Raw genomic sequence first — 24,852 nt, 5'->3', positions numbered from 1 at the left:
ATCAGGCGGCCAGGCGCCGCTGGAAATGACTGACGAGGCGCACCAGCGGCCACAGCAGCACGAGATAGATGAGAGCAGCCAGCACAAGCGGCGAGGCATTGTAGGTGACCGACCGCGCCATGCCGGCATTGTAGAGAAGCTCGGACAGCGAGATGACGGAGGCAAGCGAGGTGAGCTTGACGACTTCTACAGTGTTGGACAGCAGGTCCGGCTGCACGTTGCGGATGGCCTGCGGCAGGACGACATGGGCAAGCGTCTGTACCGTGCTGAGGCCCGTCGACTGCGCAGCTTCCCACTGTCCCTTGGCAACCGAGATGAGCCCGGCGCGATAGACCTCGGCGTAATAGGAGGAGTTGTTGAGCAGGAAGGCGATGACGACGGCGTAAAACGGCGAGATGTTGACCCCCGCAAAGGGCAGGCCGGCATAGATGAAGATGAGGAGCACCAGCGGCGGCAGGGCGCGGAAGAGATCGGTATAGGCGATGGAGATCCAGCGCAGCCAGCGGCGCTCGCTCATATTGCCGAGCGCGACGAACAGGCCGCCGATCAGGCCGAGCAGGATCACGGCGCTGCACAATTTGAGCGTCATCCAGAGGCCGGATATCATCAACGGCACCGACTGGCGCATGATGTCGATATTCAAGAACTGGTCGATGAAGATATCCATGTCAGCCTCCTATCGCTTCTTCCAGGCGGTCCGGCTTTCCAGCCAGCGGGCGAAGACCACCATCGGCAGGAAAATCACCAGATAGGCGACGACCGACATGGTGAGCGGCGTGGCGCTGCCGGAAAAACTCTGCGCCGTCGTGGCGCTGGACAGGATTTCCGACACGCCAATGGCCGAGCCGAGCGCGGTCATCTTGGTGATGGCGAGCACGCGGTTGACGAGCGGCGGAATGGCGAGACGGACGGCCTGGGGAAGGGCGACATAGGCAAGCGTGCGGGTGAAACCGAGCCCGGTTGCAATGCCCGCCTCCCACTGACCCTTCTCGACAGACGAGAACCCGGCCCAGAATATCTCTTCGGCAAACGCTGCAAGGGTCGCCGCCAGAACGAGGAAAAGAACCATCGGGCCGGACAACTGGATGCCGATCGACGGGAAGCCGAAATAGAGGATCAGGATGACGACCAGAGGCGGCAGGGCGCGAAAGATATCGGCGTAGCAGATGATGAAGAAATTGAGCGTCTTGACGCCATAGCTGCGCAGGCAGGCGAGCGCGAGGCCGGCCAGGATGCCAGCCACGATCACCGCCGAGGCAATCTGCAGGGTGACCCAGATTCCGGCAATGATGTCAGGCGTATATTTCGCCATCACCACCGGGTTGAAGAAGGTTTCGAGGAACCGGTCCATCGCCGTTACCCGGAAACGCGCGAAAGGAATGCGCGGGTGCGATCGGCCTTCGGGTTGCCGAATAGCTCGTCCGGCGTGCCTTCTTCGACGACGACACCGCCATCCATGAAGACAACCCGGTCCGCGGTCTCGCGGGCAAAGCCCATCTCGTGGCTGACGACGACCATCGTCATGCCCTTGGATTTCAGGTCCTTCATCACCTTGAGGACGGAGCCGACCAGTTCCGGGTCGAGCGCCGAGGTCGGTTCATCGAACAGCATGACTTTCGGGTCGAGCGCCAGCGAGCGGGCGATCGCCACGCGCTGCTGCTGGCCCCCGGACAGTTCACCGGGATAGGCGTCGGCCTTGTGCGCCAGGCCAACCTGTTCGAGCATGTCCATCGCCCGCGCATCGGCCTCTTCCTTTGAGCGCTTCAGCGCCTTGCGCTGGGCAAGCGTGACATTCTTGAGGACACTCATATGCGGGTAGAGGTGAAAGCCCTGAAACACCATGCCGATCTGCAGCCGCATCCGGTCGAGATCGCGGCGTGTACCGGCCATGATGTTGCGGCCGTTGACGATGATATCGCCCGATGTTGGCTCCTCGAGCCGGTTGCAACAGCGCAGCATCGTGCTCTTGCCGGAACCGGATGGCCCGATGACGAACACGAGTTCGCCTTGGCTGACCTTAAGGTCGATCTTCTTGAGGACGGTGGTGGTCCCGAAGCGCTTTTCCAGCGCGACGACTTCGAGCATTGGGCGATTGGCCATGTTGGCACCTCCGGCAGGCACGATGCGGACATATCTGCCGGCTGGATTCCAACCGCGATCTCATATGGGAGAGACGATTGGCGGCCGGCTGCCGCATCCTGTCTGATCAAGGGGGAGGGCAGGCGACTGAAGCGCCTGCCCGTGCTGCAGAGCGTTACTTCAGGTTATCGCAGGAGGCCTTGTGGTCATCGTCCTTGTAACCGTCGAAGCCGGGCGTCCCGAAACCCTTGGTCGGGGTGACGATCGTCGTGCCTGCTTCTGGCGTGACGCCGAACCACTTGACCGAAAGCTTCGCCATCGAGCCGTCGAGCTTCAGGCATTCCATCGCACGATCGACGAGATCGCGGTTCTGCTCGTCTCCCTTGCGGAAGGAAAGGGCCCAGACGAGGCCGGTTTCGTATTCGAAGGAGAGTTTCAGGCGCGGGTTCTTCTTGACCGCCCACGCAGCGGCAGTGTTGCCGGCAAGGTTGGCATCGGCGCGTCCAGCAATGACGGCTGCCACGGCGTCGGTATTGGTACCGTAGCTTTCGACCTTCCAGCCGAATTCCTTTTCCTTCTCCCGCAGGAAGCTGTCATAGGCAGAGCCCTTGTTGACGGCGATCGTCTTGCCCTTGAAGTCTTCCAGCGTCTTGTATTCAGGCGCATTGGCCGGCACGACAAAACCGAAATTGGTGTCCATGAAGCCTTCGGTAAAGAGAAGGTTCGCGGCACGCTCCTTGTTCACGGTGACGGGTGCTACAAGGAAGTCATAGGTGCCGGCCTGCAGCGCTGGGATGAGGCCGGAGAACTGCGCTCCGGTCAGATCGACTTTCTTGCCCAACCGTTCGCCGATCAGGTTTGCCATATCGACGTTGAAACCCTCGATCTTGCCGTCGAGGGTTGGCATCGCGTGCGGCGCGAAGGTCGCGTCGATCGCGGTCTTGATCGTGTCTCCGAGGGAGTAGGCTGGCGTGCAGGCAAGCAGAGTAGCTAAGCCGACAAAGCCGGCCCTGATAGATGGTTTCATCGATGTTCTCCTACTGGCGGCTCCAGGCCTTTGCGGCCCTTGTTGACGCCAGTGTTCCACCGAACCTGCTGCGCTGCAATATAATTGATTATTATAATCGAACTAGGATTATACGATTTTCAAATAGTGATTGTGTCGATGGTCGTCGTTGTCGCAACCGGCCAATGGCGCCTATTGCGTCAGCTCTGAAGAGGCTGAGGCTCTTTCGGAAGAAGTTCGCCTTCGATGCGGTAGTGCAATCCATCCGCGCGGTAGTCCACGTTGGCGACGCCGTTGAAATAGGTCGGCACAACGCGCTCCATCAGGCGGGAGCCGAACCCACGCCGCGTCGGTTCGCTCACGGCCGGCCCCTTGCTTTCGATCCATGTGAAGGCAAAGCCGTTTTCGCCGGGCGCCGTCCAGCGGATCTCGACCTTGCCGTCGGCCGTACTGAGCGCGCCATATTTGGTGGCATTTGTCGCAAGTTCATGGATTGCCAGTGCCAAACCCATGGAAGGTTGTGCTTCGAGCACCATCGGAGGCCCGAAGATATCGAAGCGGTCGGGGCTGTCCTGGTGCGGTTCGACGGATGTCCGTACAATCGTCTCGACATCTGCTGCGGACCAGTTCGTTGCCGTCAGCGTATCCTGTGCCCGGGCAAGTGCGTCGATGCGGGCCGACGCCATTTCACCGGCAAGCTTCACGTCTGTCGCATTGCGCAGGCTCTGGGATACGACGGCTTGAACCATCGCCAGCGTGTTCTTCATTCGGTGGGACAATTCGCGCTGCAACACACGCTGTTGGCGCTCCCGTTCCTTTTGCTCGGCAAGAAGGCGCTGCTGTTCGCGCACCAGATCTTCGCTGCGCAGACGTTCTTCCTGAAGATCGTCGACCGCCTTGTGCATGACCTGGATCAGCAGAATGTCCACGATGACCACGCACGCGTAGAAGGTCAGAGCCACGAGGACCGACCCGTTGATCTCGAACATCGCAAACGGCGGTATAAACCAGTACCAGGCAGCCACGCCACAGGCCACTGCGCAAACGGCCCCGGGCCAGACGCCCGCCAGAAACGTCGTCAGGATTACCGCGGGGAAGAAGGTCAGATACGGGAAGCCCGGCGGCAGGAGATGGTCGCAGAGAAACCGCGCGTAGAGCGCAAGCCCGAACGCTGCAACCGCCACTCCCCAGCGCTTTCCCGGGGAAGCGCGGACATGGTCGCTCATCTCGAACAATTGCATACGTAAGGGCTTCATTCCAAGTGGGTTCCCGCGGCGTTGCTTGTTCTTGGCTTGTTCGGGGTGTTCCGTCAATCAGCAACTAGAAAGGTACGTGATGTCCGACGGGATAAGGGACAAGTTTGGCAACACCGGTGAAAGCACGGCGTATGCGGACAACAAACGTGACGAGCACGTTGAGGCATCAGAGGCGCGATATGCGGGGACAGGAGGCGCTCCGCGAGACTGACAGATCGTCAGCCTCCGACGCGGGGTTCTGACAAAAATTCGCGGGCCCACAGTACGGGCCCGCGCTATCGTTGATCAAGTCAAACCGTAAGGCCTCAAGGCCTTCGCGCCGCCAGAATGAGTCGCTCGAAGAACTTCAGCTGCTCGTCGCAGGTCTGGGCGACCGTCTCAAATATCAGCCGGTCTTCCCGCCGGATTGCCGCAATCTTCTTCGTCAGGGCCGAGATCACCCTTGCCGGCATCTTGGCAATGGTCATCGCAATCGCCTTCGGTCCGGCTTCGAGTTTGGCGATACCGAGATGGCCTGCTGCAAGCTGTAGCCTGGTTGTGCGCAACAGCAGCAGCGTCTCCTGCGGCAATTCGCCGAAGCGATCCTCGAACTCTTCTTCCAGATCATTCACGTCGCGCTGTGAGGATGCCCGCAGAAGTCTGGCATAGAGATTGAGCCTAACAGCCGGATCCGGCACGTAATCCGCCGGTATCGTGCCCGCGACGTCGAGATGCAGGATTGCGCGCTTTCTGGTGGCCGAAAGTCGTTTTCCCAGTTTCGCGACGGCACGCGCGAGAAGCTTCTGGTAAAGGCCAATGCCGATGACCTTCATATGCCCGGCCTGGTCCTCGCCGGCGATGTCGCCCCCGCCGCGCAGATCGAGATCGCGCAGACTGATCGCAAGCCCGGCGCCCAGGCGGTCGTTCTCTACGAGTGTCAAAAGCCGCAAGCGCGTTTCCTCGGGCAGTTCTGCACCTTCTTCCGTCAGAAGCGTGGTCATGCCCTGCGCGCCTCCACGGCCGACCCGTCCACGCAGCTGGTGCAGCTGGGCCAAACCGAAACGCTCCGCATTCCAGATGAACATCGTATTGGCGCGCGGCACATCGAGGCCGTTTTCAATAATGTTGGTGGCGAGAAGGACATCGCCATCGCCGTCCGCGAAACCGACGATCGCTTCGTCGATCGTCGCCGCCGGCATCTTGCCGTGCGCGACCTTAACCGAGAGCTCGGGAACAATTTTGCGCAGGATCGCCTCGACGGCTTCGATATCCTCGATGCGCGGCACCACGACGAAGCTTTGTCCGCCCCGGCGGTATTCTCGCATCAATCCGGTGCGCATCGATGCGTTGTCGAATGCTGCAAGCGATGTGCGAACGGGCCGGCGCCGGGCGGGCGGAGTCGTCAGGAGGCTGACCTCCTGAACTCCGACCATTGCCGACTGCAACGTGCGCGGGATTGGTGTTGCCGACATGGCGAGCGTGTGGAGGGTCGGCGCGAGCGCGCTCATGGCCCGTTTGTCCTTGAGCCCGAACCGATGTTCCTCATCCACGATCAAAAGCCCGAGATGCGCAAAGCGCACGTCTTTTGCAAGGATCGCATGGGTCGCGACGATAACGTCGATTTCACCCTCGGCCAACGCCGCCTTGACCTGCTTCGCCTCGCTTGGCTTGACGAGCCGTGACACCATTCCGACGGAGATGCCTGTCCCTTCGAAGCGTCGCTTGAAGGTGGCGAAGTGCTGACGTGTGAGAACAGTCGTCGGGGCGATGACGACCACCTGGCCGCCCGCAAGTGCTACCGCTGCTGCGGCGCGCAGTGCAATCTCTGTCTTGCCGAAGCCGACATCGCCGCAGACAAGGCGGTTCATGGCACGCCCGGACGCGAGATCGGAAAGCGTGGCCTTGATGGCTTCGGCCTGATCTGGTGTTTCGGCGAAAGGGAACCGTCGGGTGAAGGCTGAAAATTCGGCGCGGGGAGGAATGAACGTCTCGGCCGGCGAGGCCTGCCTGTGCTTTGCGATGGTCGAAAAATGACGCGCCGTCGATTTGATGTCCGCGACAATCTTCTCGTGCTTCTTTTGCCAGGCGTCGGTGTGAAGACGATCGAGCGAGACCGCCTCGGGTTCGGAACCGTAGCGCCACAGCTTTCCGAATTCTTCCATCGGAACAAGCACGGAAGCACCTTCGCGATATTCCAGACGGGCAGCGTCACGCGCGACACCTGCAACGGCGATGCTCTCCAGATCTTTTAAAATGCCAATGCCGTGATCTTCGTGGACGACGACGTCGCCGATCCGAAGATCTGGTTCGCCAAGAAAGGAAGTTGCACTTGAAACATGTCGGTGTTCGTCGCCCGCGGCGATCACAGCAACATTTTGCGCGACGTCGAGGAACCCGTGATCGAGGGCGCAAGCAAGCTTCAAAAGCGCGCCGGAGTCGGCGTCCATCACCTGCGTCCAGCTGTCGACGGACCGAGGCGATACGCCAGCTGCTTTCGCGACACGGCGGCAAAGCGCCTCTGATGCCTTGCCATGCCCGGAAATTACAACCTTCATTCCATCGCCCAGGCGTTCCTGTGCAAACTTGACCAGTGCCTTGCGCGGGTCCGCATCCGACGCCCCGGAAGGCAGGTCACCCCCTTGGTCGAGATCCAGTGCGCTGGTCTGCACGCCGGTGAAGCGCTGTTCCCACTCCTCGCTGTCAAGATAGAACGAGCAAGGAGAGGATGTTCCGGTCTCACCGAAATCCGTGCGGGACTGGCGGGCGTCGTCGATGATTTCCAGATTCCGTGCGACCCGGTCTGCTGCGCCCGGAGCCGCAGTCAGAGCGGCATTGCCGAGGATATCGAAAACCGTCACCATGTCCGGGTAAAGGCGGGAAAGCTGGCGCTCCATCGTCTCAGATTTTGGAGCAGGGGCTACCGCAATGACGTCTGCGAGTATGGCTTCGGATGCCGGACCGAAGCTCAACCGTTCAAGGTAGCTCTCGGTTCGCTGCGAGACGCGGTCAAACCCACGCAATTCGGTCACGTGATCGTCTTCCGACAGGACGATGCGCATTGGGCCCGGGGCGCCGGCGGGATAGATGTCGATCATCCCGTCGCGCACCGCCAGTTCGCCGGGATCGTCGGCAACGCCCTCTTCCACATAGCCTGATCGTCTGACGAAATTCAGGAATGCCTCGCGATCGAATGGATGGCCGACCACCAGTTCGATCTGGCCATCTGCGATGACCCCCGCCGGCGGAATGCGCTGCAGCGTCGCGTCGATCGATGTCAGCAGCAGTCGCGGCGTGTCGCTTGGCCTGGCCCATATCCGCAATGCGTCCATGCGTCGACCCATGCAGTGCCGCGAGGGCGGAACCCGATCATAGGGAAGGCAGTCCCAAGGCGGCAGAACAATGAATTGGACCGAGGGAAAGAGCGCTGCCATGGCATCCGCTATTTTTTGCGCAGCATTTTCGCTCAATGCCACGTAGCAGAGCGAACGACCGGAGCTCCGGAGCGATGCCTCAAGCCGGGTTGCCACCAAACCCGGCGGCAGTTTCAGATGCGGGGTCTGTTCGGATGCGGGGAGGGGAGAGGGGGCGTTTTCATTTCGGGACTCAACGATACTCACATGAACCTGCCATTCTCGCGTCAGCAATTTTATCAGGCTGCAAGAACTTAGTTTGTCGCGCCCTGTTCCCTTCGAACTTTGCGTTTTCTCTTCACGCGGTCAGGCCGCCATGACGGTGAGACATCAGCGACCGGATGCCGCGTTGCCGTGCACGGAACAGGTCGATGACGAGCGGGTTATTCGACCTCACGGATAGGAGAACCATGTGAAAGTGTTCATTTACGGCACCCTGAAAAGAGGCTTTGCGCTTCACGATAAGGGGCTTGGGAATTCGGAATATATCGGGGATGTAGTGACGGTCGAGCCCTACCCCCTGTTGATAGCAGCACCATTCTACGGGCCGATGATGCTCGAACAACCGGGAATCGGTTTGCAGGTGACAGGGGAGTTGTTTGAAGTCCCTGAAGACGATCTGCCGGTTCTGGATAAGCTGGAAGACGTTGGTGAAGAGGGAAGTTTCCGGGCAATGCTCAAGGTTCAGGCATCGGGCGGCGGTCTCGTTCATGAAGCCCTTGTCTTTCTGAAAGACGAGAACTGGCTCGACCCCATCCATTCCGGTTTCCTGTCCGCCTATAACGACCGCAGATTTATCCCGCCATGGGACCGGTAACGACAAGACAAGAGGGACGTCACGATGCGCTACGAGGCAAAGCCCGGCGATGTCAGCCTATTCGAAAATGAAAAAGCCGGCCACGAGCGCGCACCGGACCACCGCGGCTATTTCATCGCTCACAGAGATATCAAGGCCGGAGAAAAGATCGAAATGGTGCTGTGGGCCGGAAGGCCGAACAGTTCACGCTCATTTGGTGGCAGACTATCCGACGACCAGAAGGCGATCGCGTCGGCGGTTCCCGATCCGGTGGATCTGTTTGGCAACCCTTTGCCAAAGCCACCGAAAGCGTGACGCTACGTTCTCGTTCGATTTGACGTCTTAAACCACCGCTGTGCTCTCGCTTCGCGTCTCGGTGGAGGAACTATGGCTCCGGTTGCTGGTTACGGGGCGTGTCAACGAGAGGGATACAGTGATGAAATTTGGACTTCTTGGCGTCGCGTCGGTCGCGACGGCGGTATTCTTGAGCAGCGCAGCCTATGCACAGCAGGGCGATGGAACCGAAGTCCAGATCACGACCAACGTGTTCAAGCCAAACAAGATCCCGGCAACCGCGGAACGGATCGCCACCTTGAAGGCGCCGGAAGGTTTCACCGTTGAGCCTTTCGCCCAGGGTCTCGGAAACAGCCGCATCATCGCCGTGTCGGATAAGGGCTATATCTATGTCAGCCGCCGCGAGGAAGGCGACGTGCTGCTGCTGAAGGACGAGAACGGCGACGGCAAGGCCGACGGCGCTCCGGTGAAAGTGGCAGCGCGTGCGCAGGCCCACGGTCTGGCAATCAAGGATAACAGGCTGTATCTCGTCACGGTCAAAGAGGTGTTCGTCGCGGACATCAAGGACGACGGCACGCTCGGGCCACTTGAAATGATCATTGGCGATCTGCCGGATTCCGGACAGCATCCCAACCGCGTCATGGAGTTCGGTCCTGATGGCATGCTCTACATAAGCGTCGGTTCCACCTGTAACGCCTGCAACGAAAGCAATGCCGAAAACGCAACGGTGCTCCGGGCGACCCCTGATGGCAAGAGCCGCACCATCTTCGCGTCCGGCCTTCGCAACACGATCGGCTACGACTGGAACCGCGAGACCGGTGAACTTTGGGGGCTCGACCATGGCATCGATCTCCTCGGTGATGAGGTGCAGGCAGAAGAGCTCAACCTCATCGAACAGGGAAAGCAATATGGCTGGCCGCATGTTTACGGAGCAGGCGACATCTATCCGCAGTCGACACCGGTCGGCGGCGTGACCAAGGAGGAGTGGAAGGCGCAGAGCGATCCGATGAAACTCGGCTACACGGCACACGCAGCCCCCATGCAGATGAAGTTCTACAGCGGAACGTCGTTTCCGGCCGAGTTCTCGGGCGATGCGTTTGCGACCATGCGCGGATCCTGGAACCGTAACCCGGCATCCGGATACGAGATTGTTCGCATTCACTTCGAAAATGGCAAGCCGAAATCCTTCGAACCTTTCGTCACCGGCTTCCTCAGCGATGGTGGCAAGACGCATTTCGCACGACCGGTCGGACTGGCCGTCGCCAAGGATGGCGCCTTGCTGATGGCCGACGATGCAAACGGTGTCATCTACAGGGTGGCTTACACCGGCGACGCGCAAAAGGCACAAGCGCAGCCCGCTGCGCCCGCTGAACCTATGAAGGCGCAGGCCGCCAAAGGTATCGATGTGCCACTTGCCATGGATCGCCCGGAGACCAAGACGGAAGGCAGCGTATCCGTCTCGTCCTCGTCTTTTGACAACGACGACCTCATGCCGCAGCGTCATAGCGAATATGCCGAGAGTGTCTCACCGGCGATCAGCTGGAAGACCGTCCCGAAGGCTGCCTCCTACGCGATCATCGTGGAGGATCCAGGCTCCTCACCGACCAAGCCGTTTGTTCACTGGCTGGCGTGGAATATCCCGGCAACGGTGACGTCGCTGCCGGAAGGGTTGCAGGAACAGCTCCGACTCGTTGAACCGGAAGGCGTCCTTCAGGGCCGCAACACATCCGGCAGTCACGGCTATTTCGGACCGAAGCCGCCGGCCGGCGACCCGGCGCATCACTATCACTTCCAGGTGCTTGCGCTCGACAAGATGCTGGATCTTCCCCCGACATCCGACCGGGATGCTCTTCTCGCCGCAGTGGCCGGTCATGTGATCGGCAAGGGTGAGATCGTGGGTCGCTACCAGCAGAAGGTCGATCCTCCGAAGAAGTAAGGCTTCGTCCGATCACGCCCCACTGCAACGCTCAGCAGGAAGCGATTGTCTTGGAAGAGGAGGCCGTACTGGTATCAGGCCGCCTCTTCTTCGATTGCGAGGTCTCGCAACAGGGTGTGGATCTGCTCGCCGCTCAGCCGCGACGGATCGAAACCGCTTGACGAGCCGACGTCGGCGAAGCGCTTTGCGTGGGCTTCGGATGTCCCGATAAAACCCATTGCCCAGTTCGGGAAATACCGATGGCTGATCGGGTCCACGGCCAGCAGCGAAACTTCGCCGTGGCGTTCGTCCTGCTGGATGCGCTCGAATGCGGCTTCCACCCGCTCGAGCGGACCTTCCAGAACCTGGGCGAAGCAGCCCGCGTTGAACAGAAGCGCCCCGGTGATCTCGTCACGGAGATTGTTCACCCGACTTTTCGCCAGGATCTCGTCGACGTTTGAGCTAAACGCCGCACCATCGTCGCCGATCTGGTTGCGGCTGTAGTAGACCAGGCGATACAAGCTGTTATCCATTATCAGTTCCCCTCTATAAAACGTGTTGTGCCAGGAACGCCGGAATCTGATCCGTGCCCATGGGCCGTCCCGTCAGATAGCCCTGCACATGGGTGCAGCGTTCGCCACGAATGCGCGCCAACTGTTCCGCCGTCTCAACGCCTTCAGCCGTGATCGACATCCCGAGGCTCGTCCCGAGATTTGCGATTGATCGCAGGATCGCCTCGCTGTCTGCGTCTTCACAGGCGACAAACGAGCGATCGATCTTCAGTTTGTTGAATGGAAACTTCTGCAGGTAGCTCAAGGACGAATAGCCAGTGCCGAAATCGTCCATGGAGATTCTGACGCCAAGCGCGCGCATGGCATTCAGCGTCTGGATGACGTTATCCGTGTCATCGAGCAGGGCGCCCTCGGTAATTTCGATTTCCAGGCGATGGGCTGGCAATCCCGAGTGCCTTAGCGCCGATGCGACCGTTTCCAGCAGTGTGTCCGCCTTGAACTGAAGCGGCGAGACGTTGACGGCGACAATCATATCATTCGGCCAGGACATTGCCTCCAGGCAGGCTGTACGCAAAACCCATTCGCCGATCTTGACGATCAGGCCGTTTTCCTCCGCAAGCGAGATAAAGGAAAGAGGCGGGATGTTGCCTTTGACAGGATGTTCCCACCGGAGCAGGGCCTCGAAGCCATCCACGCGTTTGGTCGAGACATCGAGGAACGGCTGATAGTTCAGCTTGAACTGCTTCAGGGCCAGCGCGCGGCGGAGATCTATCTCCATTTCCCGACGTCCGAGGAGTAGAGCGTCCATCCCGCTTTCGAACATGCGGTAACGTCCGCGCCCGGCCTTCTTTGCCTCGTAGAGAGCAAGATCACCGTTGCGGAGCAGGTCGTCCGGCTGGAGCGCATCAGCGCCAAAGGCGACGCCGACGCTTGCGCCGATATTGATTGTATGACCGTTCAGAACATAGGTGCGGCCGACAAGGTCCACGATCCGCGAACCGAGTTTCTCGGCCGCAGCAAGATCGTCGACATCATGTTGGAGGATCACGAACTCGTCCCCGCCAAGACGCGCAACGACATCGCTTTTCCGGCACGCGGCCTTGAGGCGGTCGGCCACCTTTTTCAAAAGAAGGTCGCCTGTTGCATGTCCCAGCGTGTCGTTGACCATCTTGAAGCGGTCAAGATCGAGGCAGTGGACGGCGATCGATGAAGAGTTAGAACCGTTGCTCAAAGCGGACGACAGGTGCGACAGCAAGGCGTTCCGCTTGGCAAGGCCCGTCAGTTCGTCGACATCGGTCTTGATGGCGATGCCCTGGTTCTGCGATGCAGGTCGCAAGTCAACGAGATACTGCCCGTCGTCGAAGGATACGAACGCGGCATCGAAGCTCTCACCGCTATGGATGGACGTGACTAAAAGCGGGGCGGAGCTGGTGTCGGGCAGGTCTGTGCCCAAGCCCGTAAAAAGCGCGTGGACGGCGCCCCCGGGAAATGCGCCGAATGAGACTTCGCTCGCCTTGTTGGCGTAGACGACGAGACCATCGGATCCGACGACCAAGACCGGGCGCGGCAGCAACTCAAGTATTTTCTCGGTGTTGAGAAGCTGAAACGGATGAGGTTCCAATGCGTGGAGGATAGACGTCACAGCGTTCATGGTCGGTTACCGTTCGGAGTTGACCGAGAGGTAATCCGCAAACGTTTCCAGGCAATGGATGCCAAGCCCCGGAACGTGACTGTTTGTCGAGAGAGGGTTATCGATTGCTAAAGATGGACTGATGGCGGCAGGAACGGCACGCCGCGCAGGATGCTCGCCTCCACTTCCGGCAACCTGAACGCGAGACTACCCAACCTAGATTAGGTAATAGGAATATATTATTGAGCAACGCTTGAATGTATTATTACAAAGGCTTATTCTTGTTTTTTGCCAAGTCTTAATTACTAATTTAACAATTGTTTGCGATGAAGGTTGACCAATCACCTGTATCGCAAGGCTTCGTGATGTTCGATTTTTTCGGCGCAAACTCTAATCAAATCCTTTCAGCTTTAGACCTGTCCTTCGCGATCATCGAGTTCGATACCGAAGGACGCATATTGCGAGCCAATACAAACTTCTGCGATCTGATGGGATATAGCGAGCAGGAGATTATCGGTCAGCATCACCGGATTTTTGTCGACGGAGATTACGCTGCAACGCCTGAATACAAAGCCTTCTGGAGCAAGCTTCAGGGCGGCACGTTCGAGTGCAGCGAATTCAAGCGCATTGCGAAAAACGGCCAGGAAATCTGGATCCGCGGCAATTACAATCCGGTGAAGAATGGCAGCGGCAAGGTCTTGAAGATCATCAAGTTTGCCAACGACATCAGCGAAACAAAGATGAATGGGCTCGACAGCGCAGCCAAACTTTCAGCTGTTTCCCGCGCGCAGGCAACCATCGAATTCACGCCCCAGGGTGAAATCCTTACCGCCAACGACAACTTCCTGTCGGCGCTCGGATATTCCTTGAACGAGATCGTGGGTAAGCATCACCGGATCTTTATGGACCCGACCGAAGCGGCATCCCCGCAATACACGCAGTTGTGGGAGCGCCTTCGCGGCGGCGAATATGTTGCCGACGAGTTCCGCCGCATCAGCAAGGACGGCCGTAGCGTTTACATCCAGGCTTCCTACAACCCCGTTTTCGATCCCAGTGGCAAGGTCATCAAGGTCGCCAAGTTTGCCACCGATGTTACCGGCCGGGTCGAGAACGTCGAGCGCCTCGCGGAAGGCCTGACGCGTTTCGCCGATGGTGACCTTTCGCAGCAAATTGCAAAGCCGTTTATTCCATCACTGGAGCGCCTGCGGACCGACTTCAATGCGGCGTCGCAGAAGCTGAAGCAGGCCATGGTGATGGTTGCCGAAAACGCGAAGGCTATTTCGGCCGGTTCCAATGAGGTTCGCACATCGGCGGACGATCTGGCGAAGCGGACCGAACAGCAAGCCGCATCGGTCGAGCAGACCGCAGCTGCTCTGGAAGAGATCACCACGACCGTGAAGGATTCCAGCCGACGTGCCGAGGAAGCCGGCCAACTGGTTGCCCGCACGAAGGAGCATGCCAATCATTCCGGTGACGTGGTGCGTGAAGCGATTGGTGCCATGGACCAGATCGAAGCGTCGTCGAAGGCAATCTCGAACATCATCGGTGTGATCGACGAAATCGCCTTCCAGACAAACCTATTGGCGCTGAACGCCGGTGTTGAAGCGGCGCGCGCAGGGGAGGCCGGAAAAGGCTTTGCCGTCGTTGCGCAGGAGGTGCGGGAACTCGCGCAGCGCTCTGCGACAGCGGCCAAGGAAATCAAGACACTCATCACGGCCTCCAGCACGCATGTCGGAAACGGCGTCTCGCTTGTCACGAAGGCAGGCGCCGCCCTTCGCGAGATCGCAACCCATGTCGAAGGTATCAACGGCGACATCACCGCGATCGTCGAAACCTCACGCGAACAGTCCACCGCGCTGACCGAAATCAACCGTGCGATCAACACGGTCGATCAGGGCACACAGCAAAACGCCGCCATGGTCGAGCAGCAGACAGCTGCGAGCCATGAAATGGCAAGGGAAGCGGCCGCGCTGTTCCAGTTGCTCGAACAGTTCAATTTCGACAACGATCGGGCCCCGGGCCAGACACTGCAGAAGCGCAATCCGATCGCCCATCGCCCCGTCCCTTCAAGACCGGTCGCACAGCCCATTTCGGATCGCCCGGTAGCCGTCGCAATGCCGCGCAAGATCGCTAACGCCTCGTCTTCCGCTGCCCTGGCGGTTGCGGACTGGGAAGAATTCTGAGTTAACAATAGGCTCCAAGCCGTTGAAAATAGGCTGTTACCGCCGCGAGCCTGTATCACGCTCGCGGCGGTTTCGCCATCTCGTTTTGGTTTGCTAGACGTTGCGCTAATGTAGCAAAGCTCATCGCGTCAGATGCTTCAGCGTTGAAGCTTGATCGCGCGCTTACTGTATCTCGTTGACGTAGCGGTGGTCCGCAGTCGTCGCCCGGTGCGCAGAGATGAGCACCGGCACGGCCATCTGGTCGTAGGCCACTTCGTCGATCGTCATGACTGCGGCTGGAAGCGTCAGGTTCAGCCAGCGTGCATCATCCTCCGATGCCAGGTCCGCGCCGATCTGTTCACGGATCGCCGAAATCCGGATCCCGTAGTTTTCCAGGAGATGCAGATAGAAGAGCGGCGGGATGTCCTCCTGCTTCTGCGGAAAGCCGGGGACGCGCTCGCGCGGCAGCGTCAACGTTTCGTGCATGATTGGCCGGGCGTCAATATAGCGGACGCGGTGGAAATGCACGATCGGCCGGCCCGTTTCAATCTGCAGCTTCGCCGCTGTTTCGTCCGAAGCCTCGCCGAATTCCAGCGACGTGACCTTCGTAACGGATTTGCTCAGCGAGCCGTCCAGCCCGTGAAGACGAAAATACTGGAAGAACAGGCGCAATCCGTGCTGCGGTTTGCGTCCGGTCACGACGGTCCCGGTCTTGCGGCGTCGGCTCAAAAGTCCGTCGTTGGTGAGATCCATCAGCGCGCGTCGAATCGTTCCGACAGCAACGCCATAGGTTTGCGCCAGGGCAATCTCGCTCGGCAGCACGGAGCCGGGCTCCAGGGCGCCGATCATGATCGCCTCGGTGATCTGTCGTTTCACGACCTCATAGAGAGGCAGAGACAGGTCGCTCAGTCGGGCGGCATTTGCTGAATTATCAGGCAATGAATTGCCTCTTCTTTGGAGTTGACACGTGATGCCGATCTACGCTGTATTACTATATAGTTTATATTAATGAGCCGAGTTGTGAAGGCTGCCGGAATGCGGAGGACGACCGAGATGAGCCTACAGCAACCAGGCACCACTTCTGAGCCCCTGACGTCTGCCATGGCAGCGATTGACCGCGATGTCGAGATGGCCGTGCAGGATCTTGCACGGATGGTTGCGGTCGACACCACCTTTCCGCCGGGCGAAGGCTATGGCGCGTTTGCCGATTTGATGACCGAGTTGCTGATGCCGTTCGGCTTCGAATTCGAGCGTGTGACGGTGCCTCACGACCTCTGGTATGTCGAGGGCGGACCGGCGTCGGGCGAACGCATCAATCTCGTTGCGAGGCGCGAAACGGACCTGCCTGTCTGCGGTCTCTACTATCATGTCGATACGGTGCCTGTCGCTCCCGGCTGGAGCCGCGATCCGCTGAAGCTGACGGTCGAAGGCGATGACCTTTTCGGGCTTGGTGCTGCCGACATGAAGGGCACAATCGCTGCGACGCTTCTGGCGCTTCGGGCGGCACGCGAATGCGGCGTTTCTCTCGCTTACGATCCGATGCTGCTCCTGTGCACGGATGAAGAAGGCGGTCTGTATCCCGGCATTCGCTATCTCGCGGAACAGGGCATGCTCAAGGGGCATATCCTCAATTTCAACGGAACGGCCGCACCACGCATCTGGGCGGGCTGCTTCGGGATCTTCAACCTGCAGGTCACGATTACCGGCCATGCGGTCCATGCCGGCGAGGGCAATCGCACCGGCGCGGGTGTGAATGCCATCGAGGGCGCCTTGCCGGTTCTGAATGCGCTCGCAGCGCTGAAGCCTGACGTGGCCAAACGCGCATCCAAGCTCGCGCCGCCGCCGCATGCAACCGGGCCGCTGCGGCCACAGCTGACCATATCCGCGGTGAACGGTGGCACGGCGGGCGGGCAGGTTCCGGCCGAGGTGAAGATCCTCGTCAGCCGTCGATATGCCCCGGAGGAAAGCTATGAGGACGCGCGCGCCGAGATCGAAGCGACGATCCGAAATTGCATCGAAGGGACAGAGCTCGGGCTCAAAGTCGATCTTGTCGGTCATCTGATCCCGACCGACGATCCCGATGGCCCGCACTGGCCGCGCTGGCAACAGGCGCTTTCGCTCGGCTTCGGATACAAGCCGAACGATTTTCAGAAATGGGGCGCCGCCAGCTGTTCGGACTTCGGCTATGTCCAGAAGGCCGGCTTTGGCCCTGAAGTATTGCTCGGTGGCCTCGGCCGCCCGGAAAGCTGCATCCACAGCCCGGAAGAGCACACGACCCGACAGGACATCATCGCACTCGCAAAAAGCATTCTCGCCTATCTCGCGGCGGATTTCGCTGCCGAGGCCATGCCCGAAAGTCGCATATAACCATACCAAGCAGCATCGAAGCATAAAGGGAACGATAAACATGCTGGAAATGAAACGCCGCTTCTTCCTGGCCGGCACCGCCGCCATTCTCGCAACGCCATCGCTGGGCTTTGCCCAGGCCGCAGCACCGGCCAAGGGCGGTACGCTGAAGATCTCCGTCGACCAGGCCGTCAGCGTCATCCACCCGCTTCTGACCCGCGTCAACCCGGAATACCTGGTGACCGAGCTGCTCTACAGCAACCTCACCCGTCTCAAGGTCGACATGTCGGTCGAGCCGGATCTGGCCGAAAGCTGGACACCGAACGAGGCGCTCACCGAGTGGACGTTCAAGCTGCGCACCGGCGTTACCTTCCATGATGGCTCGCCGTTCACGGCCAAGGACGTCGTCGCAACCTTCAAGGCAATCCTTGATCCGGCGACAGCATCCCCCGGCCGCAACAATGTTGGCCCGATCGCCGATATCGTCGCCGTCGACGACGCGACCGTCATGTTCAAGCTGACCGGCGCCTATGCCGACCTTCCCGTCTCCATGGCCTATACAAGCGCCCGCATCATTCCGGCTTCTATCGCCACCGGCGACCTGAAGAGCCTGTCGACCAAGGCCGTCGGTACGGGTCCGTTCAAGCTGGTCTCCTATGAGCCCGATCGCCTGATCGTCGTCGAGCGCAACGAGAAATACTACGATCCGGCTCGCCCCTATCTCGACCGTGTCGAGGTGCAGGTCTTCCCGGACATTTCCGCTGAAGGTTCCGCGATGATGTCGGGCGATATCGACATCGTCTCGACCATCCAGCCGACCGAATATCTGCGCCTTGACGGCAGCGATGGCGTCGACGTGCTGCGCACGCCGTCCGGTCAGTTCTGCAACATCAACTTCGGTTGCGATACGGCGCCCTTCAACGATCCTCGCGTTCGCCGCGCCATCGCACTGACTGTCGACCGGGAAGCAATGGTCGGTTTCGTCACCGAAGGTTTCGGAACAGAGGGTAACGATACCCCGCTCAACGGCTCCTACCAGTTCTTCAAGGGCGTCAAGCAGCGCGAGCAGAACATCGAGGAAGCCAAGAAGCTGCTTGCAGAAGCCGGGTTCCCGAACGGTTTCGAAGCCACCCTTGTCGCCTCCGACCGCCCCGCGGTCCGCACCCAGCTTGCCGTCGCGCTGAAGGAAATGGCCAAGGAAGTCGGCATCACCATCAACGTGCAGACGATGCCGCATGCGACCTACCTCGAGCAGGTCTGGAAGAAGGGCTCGTTCTACGTCGGCTTCTACAACATGCAGCCGACACCTGATGGCATCTTCAAGCTGCTCTACACGTCGGACGCATCCTGGAACGAGACGCGCTGGAACAACAAGGCGTTCGATGCCTTGGTGAACGAAGCGCGCGGAACGATCGACACCGACAAGCGGACCGAGCTCTACACCAAGGCGCAAGAGATCATGAACGAGGAGGTTCCCTCGATCATCCCGTCCTTCTTCGACGTCCTCTCGGCCAAGCGCAGCTGGGTTTCCGGTTACGAGGCGCATCCGCGCGCATCCGTGTTTCGTCTCGACTATGTCTCGCTGACAGCAGACGCACCGAAGCGCGGCTGATCTCAAAACCTGCCGGACGCCACCGGGCGTCCGGCTCTCTTGTACGAGGAACACAACCCTGTCCCCGAATTACATAGCCAAGCGGCTGGTGATGATCGTCTACACGCTGTTCGTCGTGTCGCTGATCGTCTTTGCCATAACCCAGGTCCTGCCGGCCGATGCGGCCGTCATGATGTTGGGCGAAAACGCGACCCAGGAAGCGCTCGACGCACTGCGCGCAACCATGGGCTTGAATGCGCCGATCTGGCAGCAGTATCTGACCTGGCTGTGGCATGTGGTTCAGGGTGATCTCGGAACATCTCTGCGCACCGGCCAACCGGTCGGCCCTGTCATGTTCGAGGCGCTCGGTCGTTCGCTGCTTCTGGCCTTCCTGTCGATCGGCCTGATGCTGGTTCTCGCCATTCCGCTCGGCATCATCGCCGCCATCCGTCGCGGCAAGGTCGCCGACATGGTGGTGAGCCTGATCTCCTATGCGGGCGTCGCACTTCCGGAATTCGTGACGGCGACGGTGGCCGTGCTGTTCTTCGCCGACTGGCTGAAGTGGCTGCCGCCAACCGGTTACGTGCCGCTGACCGAAGACTTTTCCCGCGGGATCACCCATCTCGTCCTGCCCGTCTGCGTCATCTCGATCATCCTGATTGCCCATGTCTCGCGCATGGTGCGATCCGAACTGGTGGACGTGCTGCATACCGATTACATTCGCGCTGCACGGCTCAAGGGGATTTCTCGCGGACAGGTTCTGCGCCGCCATGCGCTGCGCAACGCGCTTCTTCCCACCATCACCATTGTCGCGCTCGATGTGGGTTATCTTCTGGGTGGCGTCATCGTCGTCGAAGAGATCTTTGCTATTCCCGGTATCGGACGCCAGTTGATCGTCGCCATCCAGGCCCGCGACCTGCCGGCGATCCAGGCCGGCGTGCTGATCATGGCTGCTACCTATTCAGTCGTCAATTTCATCGCCGACATCCTCTATGCCTGGCTCGACAAGAGGATCCAGTATGATTGATTTCACGAAACGTCTGTTGAAGACGCCGCAGGGCGCGATCGGAATTTTCCTCGTCGTGTTCGTGCTTCTAGTCGTCGTCTTCGGTCCTCTGGTCGCGCCGCACGATCCGGAAAAGCTGTCACCTCTTGCACGCTATAAAGGTCCGAGCCTCACCTACTGGCTCGGCACCGACCAGTATGGTCGCGATATTTTCAGCCGGCTTCTGATCGGAGCGCGGGCCACCGTCGTCATGGCGGTTCTCGCCACCATCGTCGGCACCCTGATCGGGGCTCTGATCGGAACCGCCTCCGCCTTTCTCGGCGGTCGTGCGGACGAGTTGATCATGCGCACCATCGATGCCGTCATGTCGATACCGAGCCTGCTGTTTGCACTTCTGGTGGTCAACCTTCTCGGCTCCAGCACCGTCAATGCGCTGGTCGCCGTCGCCATCGCTTTTGCGCCGGGCATGGCCCGCATCACCCGCAGCGTTGCGCTGTCGGTGCGAAAGCAGGACTACGTCAACGCGGCCGTCGCACGGGGCGAAAGTGCCGGCTACATCATCCGTCGCGAAATGCTGCCGAACGTGATTGCACCGATCATCGTCGAGATGACCATTCGCGTGTCCTTCGCGGTGATGCTGTTTGCGACCTTGAGCTTTCTCGGTCTCGGCGCCCAGCCACCGGCTGCCGAATGGGGACTGATGGTATCGGAAGCGCGCCGCTACATGCATCTTTCCGCCGGCATCCTGATCTGGCCGAGCGTGGCGATCGCCATCGTCGCCGTCGGTTTCAACCTCCTGGGCGACGGTCTCCGCGATGCCCTAAATCCGCGGGCCTGAGGTGAAAATAATGACCAATACTGAACACCCTTCGCCCGATACGCCAGTTCTCACAATCGAGAACTATTCGCTCGATTACGAGACCGCGAACGGCCCGTTTCACGCGCTGAAGAACATCGATCTTGCCATCAACCGCGGCGAGATCCTGGGCCTCGTCGGCGAGTCCGGATCCGGCAAGACGTCGCTTGCATGGTCGATCATGCGCTACCTGCCCAAGAACGCCCGCGAGCCCGGGGGACGTATCTTGCTGGGCTCCGACAATCTGATGGAAAAGGCGGAGCGTGAAATGGAAACGTTTCGCGGACGCCGTATCAGCATGGTGTTCCAGGATCCGAGCACGTCGCTCAATCCGACCCTCTCGCTCGGCAAACAGTTGGCCGAGGTTCTCGTTCGCCACCGCGGCCTGTCATGGCAGCAGGCGTGGACGGAAGGAGAGGCGCGGCTTGCCCATGTCGGCCTCAAGACGCCGGCACAGATGATGCACCGCATGCCGCATGAGGCATCGGGTGGCGAAAAGCAGCGTGTCGTCATCGCGTCGGCGTTTGCCTGCAATCCCGAATGCATCATCTTCGACGAGCCGACCACGGCACTCGACGTGATCACCTCGCGTCAGATCCTCGACCTCTTCGTCGAGCTGCAGGCTGAAACAGGCGTCGCCTCGCTCTACATCTCCCACGACCTTGCACTGGTCGCCCGCACCGCCGGCCGCGTCGCCGTCATCAAACGCGGCGAGATCGTCGAGCAGGGCACGGTGCGTGACATCTTCACCAATCCGCAGCAGGACTATACCCGCGAGCTGATCAACGCGGTTCCCGATCCGGCCCGCCGGCTGGTAAACGATGATGTCGCTCCGACGGAGAAGCCGCTGGTCGAGGTCGAGAATGTCAGCGTCCATTTCGGTCGCAAGCCGTTTCTCTCGGCACTGACCGGCCGGAAGACCGAGCGCGTGACCGGCAACAATGCGATCAGCCTCAGCATCAGTCCGGGAGAAATCCTCGGCATTGTCGGAGAATCCGGCTCGGGCAAATCGACGCTCGCCAAGGCGATGACCGGTCTCAACCGGTTCGAGGGCAAGATCCGGTTCGAAGGACGCGAGATCCGCAATCTCGGCGATATGGACAACGCCTATCGCAAGGACGTGCAGATCATCTTCCAGCACCCGGATGCCTCGCTCAATCCGCGTCAGAAGATATTCGAGATCCTCTCGCGCCCGCTAAAACTGTTCGGCGATGCCAGCGATCTCGAGCGGCAGGTCGGTGACATGCTGGAGCAAGTGCGCTTGCCGCGCACCCACGCAAACCGCTATCCGCATCAGCTCTCGGGCGGCGAGAAACAGCGCGTGGCGATTGCCCGTGCCTTCGCCTCCAAACCGAAGCTGGTCATCTGCGACGAGATCACCTCTGCGCTCGACGTCTCGGTGCAGGCCTCGGTCGTGGAGCTGCTGCTCGAACTGCAGAAGGCCAGCGGCACGGCATACCTGTTCATCACCCACGACCTCAACCTGATCCGCCAGATCGCCCACCGGATCGCCGTCATGTATCGCGGCGATCTGATCGAGGTGGTGAAGGCGTCCGAGATCGATAGTCCCGACCGGGCGGAATACACCCGCCGCCTGATCGAGGCGGTGCCACGCGCCGCCGCTCAATACCAGTAATACCGCATCAAGGAGCATGACAATGGACCCGAAGTCCCTCGTGGATCGGATCGACGACAAGGCCTGCCTCGATTTTCTGTCGAAGATGGTTCAGCACAAGAGCCATTCGGAGACGGAGGGCGAGAAGGTTCTGGCACGCTGGATGGCGGCTGAGCTTACAAAAATCGGCGTCGAAGCCGAGTTGAAGCCCTTCGACGATGGGCGGCGGTTCAATACGATCGGTCGCCTGAAAGGCCAAGGCGGCGGCAAGAGCCTGCTGTTCAACGGCCATCTCGATACCAATCCGGTCACCGAAGGCTGGACGGTCGATCCCTATGCCGGTCTCATCGACGACAAATTCATCTACGGTATCGGCGTTTCCAACATGAAGGCCGGCGATGCCGCCTATTTCTGCGCGGTGAAGACGCTGCTTGAAGCGGGCGTCAAGCTCAAGGGCGACGTGATCCTGACCTTCGTCGTCGGCGAATTGCAGGGCGGCGTTGGCACACTTGCGGCCATCAAAAGCGGCGTGAAGGCCGACTATTTCATCAACAGCGAACCGAGCGATCTCGTTGCCGTCACCATGCATGCGGCAGCACTGAGCTATGTCATCGAGCTGACCGGCGACACCCGCCACCTGTCGAAGCGCGAGGAATCCGTCGATGCGATTGCCGCGGCCTGCGATATCATCCCGCGCATCAACGCGATGACCTTCAGCGGTGCCAGAAGCGATGTCCACCGCTCGATCAACCGTGGCCATGTCGGCGTCGTCCACGGCGCGCTCGGCCGCGACCTCGAGGAATGGCGTCCGCCGCAAGTGGCCGACTTCGTTCGCCTCAAAGGATCGTGCCGCTATGCGCCCGGCCAGACGCAGGAAGGCGTTCTCGCCGATCTCGACAAGGAGTTGCGGGCACTTGAGGGCCGGTTCCCGGGCCTGAAGGCAAAGCTGGTTCCCGAGATGATCGAAGGCCGTCCGTTGATGCCGCCCTTCGAAGTATCGCCGGATAGCCGCATCGTGACCTCGATCAATGCGGCCTATGAGGCCGTCCGCGGTGAAAAGCAGCCGACCGGCGCGATCACGCCGACGCGCTTCTATGGCACCGATGCCGGGCATCTCTACCATGAGCTCGGTATGGAAGGCATCGTCTGCGGTCCGGGTGGTCGTTACAACACCATGCCGGACGAGCGTGTCGACATCGTCGATTTCCTCGACATGATCCGCGTCTACATGCTGACCATCCTCGATATCTGCGAAGTGGCCTGAAACCTGGTCTCCCGGGTGAAACGATCGCAATATCGCCTTCTCCCGGGAGGCCATCTTCCCATCTGATACGGACTTTCGATGCATGGCTTCATCGCGCACGGGGCAGCAACGATTTTGCCGGCAATCGACCCCGAGCGACGCAGGGGCCGGGCGAGCCCGTCGAGACTTACTTTAGCTCAACGACGCCGTCAGCGATATCGGGCACCGCCGGAATGATACCGCTTGTTACGTACCACTCAGCCACGGCATTGATCTGCTTCACGTCCGTTTCGGAAACGCCGGTCGTCGGCACCGCGTTGTTCTCGCCGATCTTTGCCCCGAGATCGGCGGGTACGTTCATTTCCTTCGCCCAGATCGCCCCGGCCTCCGGCTTGTTGGCGACTGCCCAGGCGTTTTCCGCTTTGATGACATCGAAGACGAGCTGCAGCTGATCGGCCTTGTCCATGGCGAATTCGCGGCTCGCGACAAGAACGACAGCGTTGTCGGACCTGATGGCGGCGCCATCGGCGATGACCGTGCCGTCATAGGCCTTTTCCGCGATGGTCAGGAACGGATCCCAGGTCGCCCAGGCGTCGACATGGCCCTGGCTGAAGCTTGGGCCACTGTCGCTGGGGCTGAGATAGACGCGTTCCACGCTTGCAGGATCGATGCCGTTCGTCTCCAGACCGCGCATCAGCAGATACTCTCCCGTCCCCCCGCGGTTCACGGCCACCTTCTTGCCCGCGAGGTCCCTGATCGTGGCGATGCCGGAACCCTTCGTCGCCACGATACCCTCAGACCCTGACGCCATCTTCTGATAGGCAAAGATCACCAGCGGGATCCTGGCCGAGAGGGCTGCGATCGCCGAGGTCGAACTGCCGGCGGTGATATCGATGCTGCCGGCGTTGAGTGCTTCGAACGCAGGTGCGGCCGCCGGGAAGGGACCCGCCCACTCGACCTTGATGCCTTTTTCGGACAGCGCCTTTTCCAGCGTTCCGCCGGATTTGACGAGCGTGATGTCGTTGGGTCCCCTCAACCAGCCGATCCGCACCACCTGATCGGCTGCCTGGACAGGAGGGGCAAACACGGCGGCGGCACTGAAGAGGGTGACGGCGGCAAGGAATGTACGCTTGGAAATCATAGCTCAGTCCAATCT

20 protein-coding genes are annotated in these 24,852 nt (G+C 60.2%); 10 read left to right on the top strand and 10 right to left on the bottom strand.

Annotated elements, in window-relative coordinates; translation table 11 throughout:
• Position 1: 1 nt before the first annotated feature.
• The 6 genes from ASF70_RS05540 to ASF70_RS05515 all read right to left on the bottom strand — a co-directional run bounded on the left by ASF70_RS05540 (position 2) and on the right by ASF70_RS05515 (position 7,649).
• The gene (locus ASF70_RS05540; protein ID WP_062578096.1) at positions 2-667 is read right to left on the bottom strand and encodes an amino acid ABC transporter permease; all 666 of its coding nucleotides are present in this window, start codon (positions 665-667) and stop codon (positions 2-4) included.
• 9 nt (positions 668-676) lie between these two features.
• Positions 677-1,351, bottom strand: coding sequence for an amino acid ABC transporter permease (locus tag ASF70_RS05535; protein ID WP_062578094.1), 675 nt, complete (start codon positions 1,349-1,351; stop codon positions 677-679).
• A gap of 5 nt (positions 1,352-1,356) precedes the next feature.
• Positions 1,357-2,085, bottom strand: coding sequence for an amino acid ABC transporter ATP-binding protein (locus tag ASF70_RS05530; RefSeq protein ID WP_062578426.1), 729 nt, complete (start codon positions 2,083-2,085; stop codon positions 1,357-1,359).
• 169 nt (positions 2,086-2,254) lie between these two features.
• Positions 2,255-3,106 carry a transporter substrate-binding domain-containing protein gene (locus tag ASF70_RS05525; protein ID WP_062459536.1) on the bottom strand — a complete coding sequence of 284 codons (852 nt, stop codon included), beginning with the start codon at positions 3,104-3,106 and terminating at the stop codon, positions 2,255-2,257.
• A gap of 179 nt (positions 3,107-3,285) precedes the next feature.
• The gene (locus ASF70_RS05520; protein WP_082471784.1) at positions 3,286-4,341 is read right to left on the bottom strand and encodes an HWE histidine kinase domain-containing protein; all 1,056 of its coding nucleotides are present in this window, start codon (positions 4,339-4,341) and stop codon (positions 3,286-3,288) included.
• A gap of 305 nt (positions 4,342-4,646) precedes the next feature.
• Positions 4,647-7,649: a DEAD/DEAH box helicase gene (locus tag ASF70_RS05515; protein ID WP_244473971.1), complete on the bottom strand. Its 3,003-nt coding sequence runs from the start codon at positions 7,647-7,649 to the stop codon at positions 4,647-4,649.
• 499 nt (positions 7,650-8,148) lie between these two features.
• On the opposite strand from ASF70_RS05515, the gene ASF70_RS05510 reads away from it, so the two are divergent.
• The 3 genes from ASF70_RS05510 to ASF70_RS05500 all read left to right on the top strand — a co-directional run bounded on the left by ASF70_RS05510 (position 8,149) and on the right by ASF70_RS05500 (position 10,756).
• Positions 8,149-8,547 carry a gamma-glutamylcyclotransferase family protein gene (locus tag ASF70_RS05510; protein ID WP_244473970.1) on the top strand — a complete coding sequence of 133 codons (399 nt, stop codon included), beginning with the start codon at positions 8,149-8,151 and terminating at the stop codon, positions 8,545-8,547.
• Between the two features lie 24 nt (positions 8,548-8,571).
• Positions 8,572-8,841, top strand: coding sequence for a hypothetical protein (locus ASF70_RS05505; protein ID WP_062578086.1), 270 nt, complete (start codon positions 8,572-8,574; stop codon positions 8,839-8,841).
• Between the two features lie 121 nt (positions 8,842-8,962).
• Positions 8,963-10,756: a YbhB/YbcL family Raf kinase inhibitor-like protein gene (locus tag ASF70_RS05500; protein ID WP_062578084.1), complete on the top strand. Its 1,794-nt coding sequence runs from the start codon at positions 8,963-8,965 to the stop codon at positions 10,754-10,756.
• Between the two features lie 74 nt (positions 10,757-10,830).
• Here ASF70_RS05500 and ASF70_RS05495 read toward each other — a convergent pair whose 3' ends face one another.
• Together ASF70_RS05495 and ASF70_RS05490 are read right to left on the bottom strand one after the other, a co-directional pair.
• Positions 10,831-11,268 (bottom strand): BLUF domain-containing protein, encoded by a 438-nt coding sequence (locus ASF70_RS05495; protein ID WP_062459555.1) that lies wholly within the window; start codon positions 11,266-11,268, stop codon positions 10,831-10,833.
• Between the two features lie 13 nt (positions 11,269-11,281).
• Entirely contained in the window at positions 11,282-12,898 is a 1,617-nt protein-coding gene (locus tag ASF70_RS05490; protein ID WP_082471783.1) for an EAL domain-containing protein, read from the bottom strand.
• Between the two features lie 344 nt (positions 12,899-13,242).
• Here ASF70_RS05490 and ASF70_RS05485 point away from each other — a divergent pair, with 344 nt between their 5' ends.
• Complete coding sequence (locus ASF70_RS05485) at positions 13,243-15,060, top strand: PAS domain-containing methyl-accepting chemotaxis protein (protein WP_062578080.1); 1,818 nt, start codon at positions 13,243-13,245, stop codon at positions 15,058-15,060.
• Between the two features lie 162 nt (positions 15,061-15,222).
• On the opposite strand, the gene ASF70_RS05480 is transcribed toward ASF70_RS05485, so the two are convergent.
• On the bottom strand, positions 15,223-15,978 hold the full coding sequence (locus ASF70_RS05480; RefSeq protein ID WP_062578077.1) for a GntR family transcriptional regulator: 756 nt from the start codon (positions 15,976-15,978) through the stop codon (positions 15,223-15,225).
• 162 nt (positions 15,979-16,140) lie between these two features.
• Between ASF70_RS05480 and ASF70_RS05475 the strand changes: the two genes are divergently transcribed.
• Genes ASF70_RS05475 through ASF70_RS05450 form a run of 6 tightly spaced genes read left to right on the top strand, consistent with a single transcriptional unit; the run spans position 16,141 to position 23,717 of the window.
• Positions 16,141-17,406, top strand: a complete 1,266-nt coding sequence (locus ASF70_RS05475) for a M20/M25/M40 family metallo-hydrolase (protein WP_244473969.1) — start codon at positions 16,141-16,143, stop codon at positions 17,404-17,406.
• A gap of 40 nt (positions 17,407-17,446) precedes the next feature.
• The gene (locus ASF70_RS05470; protein WP_062459571.1) at positions 17,447-18,997 is read left to right on the top strand and encodes an ABC transporter substrate-binding protein; all 1,551 of its coding nucleotides are present in this window, start codon (positions 17,447-17,449) and stop codon (positions 18,995-18,997) included.
• A 58-nt stretch (positions 18,998-19,055) separates the two neighbouring features.
• Positions 19,056-20,003, top strand: a complete 948-nt coding sequence (locus ASF70_RS05465) for an ABC transporter permease (protein WP_062578073.1) — start codon at positions 19,056-19,058, stop codon at positions 20,001-20,003.
• Positions 19,996-20,820 (top strand): ABC transporter permease, encoded by an 825-nt coding sequence (locus ASF70_RS05460; protein ID WP_062459577.1) that lies wholly within the window; start codon positions 19,996-19,998, stop codon positions 20,818-20,820. Before ASF70_RS05465 ends, ASF70_RS05460 begins: the two co-directional genes overlap by 8 nt.
• A gap of 10 nt (positions 20,821-20,830) precedes the next feature.
• Entirely contained in the window at positions 20,831-22,474 is a 1,644-nt protein-coding gene (locus tag ASF70_RS05455; RefSeq protein ID WP_062578070.1) for an ABC transporter ATP-binding protein, read from the top strand.
• Positions 22,475-22,496: 22 nt separating this feature from the next.
• Positions 22,497-23,717 carry a M20/M25/M40 family metallo-hydrolase gene (locus ASF70_RS05450; protein ID WP_062578068.1) on the top strand — a complete coding sequence of 407 codons (1,221 nt, stop codon included), beginning with the start codon at positions 22,497-22,499 and terminating at the stop codon, positions 23,715-23,717.
• A 166-nt stretch (positions 23,718-23,883) separates the two neighbouring features.
• Here ASF70_RS05450 and ASF70_RS05445 read toward each other — a convergent pair whose 3' ends face one another.
• Positions 23,884-24,837 carry an aliphatic sulfonate ABC transporter substrate-binding protein gene (locus ASF70_RS05445; RefSeq protein ID WP_156461772.1) on the bottom strand — a complete coding sequence of 318 codons (954 nt, stop codon included), beginning with the start codon at positions 24,835-24,837 and terminating at the stop codon, positions 23,884-23,886.
• Positions 24,838-24,852: the final 15 nt, after the last annotated feature.

This window comes from Rhizobium sp. Leaf321, assembly GCF_001423215.1.
GTDB lineage: Bacteria > Pseudomonadota > Alphaproteobacteria > Rhizobiales > Rhizobiaceae > Neorhizobium > Neorhizobium soli.
This window is presented reverse-complemented; position numbering and strand designations above follow the sequence as displayed.